Source organism: Rhodococcus sp. P4_B6, from assembly GCF_056402215.1.
Genome location: NZ_JBFUHV010000357.1, coordinates 1 through 3,292 on the forward strand (window position 1 = coordinate 1; position 3,292 = coordinate 3,292).

Annotated in this window: 1 protein-coding gene and 1 pseudogene; both read right to left on the reverse strand. The window is 63.2% G+C overall.

What is annotated here, in order from left to right; translation table 11 throughout:
- Positions 1 to 242 precede the first annotated feature (242 nt).
- Positions 243 to 1,735 (reverse strand): annotated as a pseudogene (locus tag AC1DWT_RS50275) (CoA-acylating methylmalonate-semialdehyde dehydrogenase).
- A 50-nt stretch (positions 1,736 to 1,785) separates the two neighbouring features.
- Positions 1,786 to 3,292: solute symporter family protein (locus AC1DWT_RS50280; RefSeq protein ID WP_477926174.1), on the reverse strand; the 1,507-nt coding region annotated here is incomplete at its 5' end.

A 3,292-nucleotide genomic window follows, 5' to 3' on the forward strand; every position in this document is an offset into this window, starting at 1 on the left:
CTATGAGCAATCCTCAACTGCACGTTGGGATCACGCTCGAGGTTAGACCAGCGATCCACTCCAGCCGAACAACTGTCTTTGCGGTAGCCAACCCGCGCATATCAGACTTCGACAACGCGTCGACAACCGACACGCTCGCCACCAACCAACAGATTCATCCGGGGCCACCCGAGGCGGACGTCCCTCGACGACGGTCCTGGACGTCCGCCTCCTGCTGCCCTCTTGACAAATCTGCGTCCATATCAGTTGTTCTGGGGGAATCCGAGGTTGAGGCCGCCGTGGCTGGGGTCGAGCCAGCGGGTGGTGACGACCTTGCCGCGGGTGAAGAAGTGCACGCCCTCGGTTCCGTGGGCGTGGGTGTCGCCGAACAGGGAGTTCTTCCAGCCCCCGAAGGAGTAGTAGGCCATCGGGACGGGGATGGGGACGTTGATGCCGACCATGCCGACCTCGACCTCGTTCTGGAACCGCCGGGCGGCGCCACCGTCGTTGGTGAAGATCGCGGTGCCATTGCCGAACTGGCTCGAGTTCACCAACTCCAGGGCCTCGTCGTAGGACTCGACCCGGATCACCGAAAGAACGGGTCCGAAGATCTCATCGGTGTACACGGACATGTCGGTGGTGACGTGGTCGATCAGGGTCGGTCCGAGCCAGAACCCGTCGCACCGCCATTCGCCTGCACCTGTCGGCCGTCGACGACGATGGTGGCCCCGTCCTTCTCGCCGGCGTCGATGTAGGAGGCGATCTTGTCGCGGTGCACCTTGGTCACGAGCGGTCCCATGTCGGAATCCTGGGTGCCGTCGCCGATCTTCAGCGTGTCGGTGCGCTCCTTGATCTTGGACACGAGTTCGTCGGCGATGTCCCCGACCGCGACCAGGGCACTGATCGCCATGCAGCGTTCACCGGCGGACCCGAAGCCGGCGTTGACCATGGCATCGGCGGCCAGATCGAGGTCGGCGTCCGGGAGGACGATGGCGTGGTTCTTCGCCCCACCCAATGCCTGGACGCGCTTGCCGTGGGCGGTGCCGGTGGCGTAGACGTACTGGGCGATGGGGGTGGACCCGACGAAGGAGATGGCCTTGATCGCGGGATTCGTCAGCAACTCGTCGACGGCAGTCTTGTCGCCCTGCAGGACGTTGAACACCCCGGCGGGCAGGCCGGCCTCGGCCCAGAGTTCGGCCATCCAGATGGCGGCGGTCGGGTCCTTCTCGCTGGGCTTGAGGACGACGGTGTTGCCGGCGGCGATGGCGATGGGGAAGAACCACATCGGGACCATGGCGGGGAAGTTGAAGGGGGAGATGATGCCGACGGGGCCGACGGGTTGGCGGAGGGAGGAGACGTCGACGTTGGTGGAGGCGTTTTCGGTCATGCCGCCCTTGAGCAGCTGCGCGATGCCGCAGGCGAATTCGACGACCTCCTGGCCGCGGCTCACTTCGCCGAGGGCGTCGGAGACGACCTTGCCGTGTTCGGAGGTGATGATTTCGGCGAGTTCGCCCTTGCGCTGGTTGAGTAGTTCGCGGAATGTGAAGATGATCTGGGTGCGCTTGGCGAGGGAGGTGTCGCGCCAGGCGGGGAAGGCGGCGGCTGCGGCGTCGATGACGGCGCGGGCGTCTTCGACGCTGGCGAGGGCGACCTGTCCGGTGACGGCACCGGTGGCCGGGTTGGTGACGGGGGCGGTGTTCCTGCTGGTGCCGGTGAAGCTCTTGTTGTCGATCCAGTGCGTAATGGTGTTGACCATGATTCCTTCGCTATCGATGGTTTCTTGCGGGGTTTCGGATAGACCCGGTCTCACAGGACCGGTTCGAGTTCAGACTTCAACTTGATGCCGGTGACAACCTTGACATCCATTTCAGCGGACTTTCTTGCATCGGCCGTCGTCCGAGAAGTCAGTGTTCCCAGGATTCCCAGCAGAAATGCCAACGGGATCGTCACGATCCCAGGGTTGGATAGTGGGAACCACTGAAAATCCATGTGCGGAAGCATCGAGGTTGTCCGCCCAGAGACTGCGGGTGAGAAGGCGATCAGAATGAGTGTTGATGCCAGTCCGCCGTACATACTCCACAAGGCGCCCCGGGTATTGAAGCGTTTCCAGAACAGGGTGTAGACGATGGTCGGCAGGTTCGCGGCGCCTGCAACCGCAAATGCCAGTGCTACCAGAAATGCGGTGTTCTGCCCGTTGGCCAGGATGCCGAGCCCCACTGCGACGACGCCGATCACTACCGCGGTGATGCGCGATACGTGGACCTGCTCCCGCTCGGACACTTTGCCCTTCTTGATGACCCCGGCATAGAGGTCGTGAGCGAAGCAGGCCGAGGCGGTGATCGTCAGACCTGCCACCACGGCCAGGATCGTGGCGAACGCTACTGCGGCAATGGTGGCGAGGAGGACCGTTCCCCCGATCTCGAACGCGAGCAATGGAGCGGCAGAGTTCTGTCCTCCGGGGGCTCCGAGGATCTTGTCCGGCCCGACGATGGCTGCGGCACCGTATCCCAGCACGAGTGTCATCAGGTAGAAGGCGCCGATCAATGCGATCGCCCAGACAACGGACTTACGTGCGGCGTTGGCGGTCGGAACGGTGTAGAACCGCATCAGCACGTGCGGTAGCCCGGCAGTTCCCAACACCAGTGCCATTCCGAGCGAGATGAAGTCGAACTTCGACAGCGTCGATTTGCCGTATTGCTCGCCTGGCGCGAGGACATCGCGCGCGGCCACTGCGGGATCCGACGAGCCCGAGATCGACTCCTGCGCAGCACCGAGAAGTGTGGAGATGCTGAACCCGAACTTGGCAAGGATCAGTATTGTCAGGACAAAGACGCTGCCGATGAGCAGGACAGCCTTGATGATCTGAACCCAGGTCGTTCCCTTCATTCCGCCCACGAGGACGTAGGCGATCATGAGGGCTCCGACCGCCGCGATGACGGCCGACTGCTGCGTTCGATCGGTGATGTTGAGCAGAAGTGCCACCAACCCGCCGGCGCCGGCCATCTGTGCGAGGAGATACAGCAAGGAGACGGTCAATGTCGTCGATGCGGCCGCGATGCGTACCGGTCGCTGCCTGAGCCGGAAGCTGAGCGCGTCCGCCATGGTGAACCGGCCGGTGTTGCGGATCGCTTCTGCGACCATCAGGAGGGCAACCAACCAGGAGACGATGAATCCGATGGAGTACAGGAATCCGTCGTATCCGTACACCGCGATGGCTCCGGTGATGCCGAGGAAGCTGGCGGCGGACAGGTAGTCGCCGGAGATGGCGACTCCGTTCTGCATTCCGGTGAATTGTTCTCCGCCGGTGTAGAAG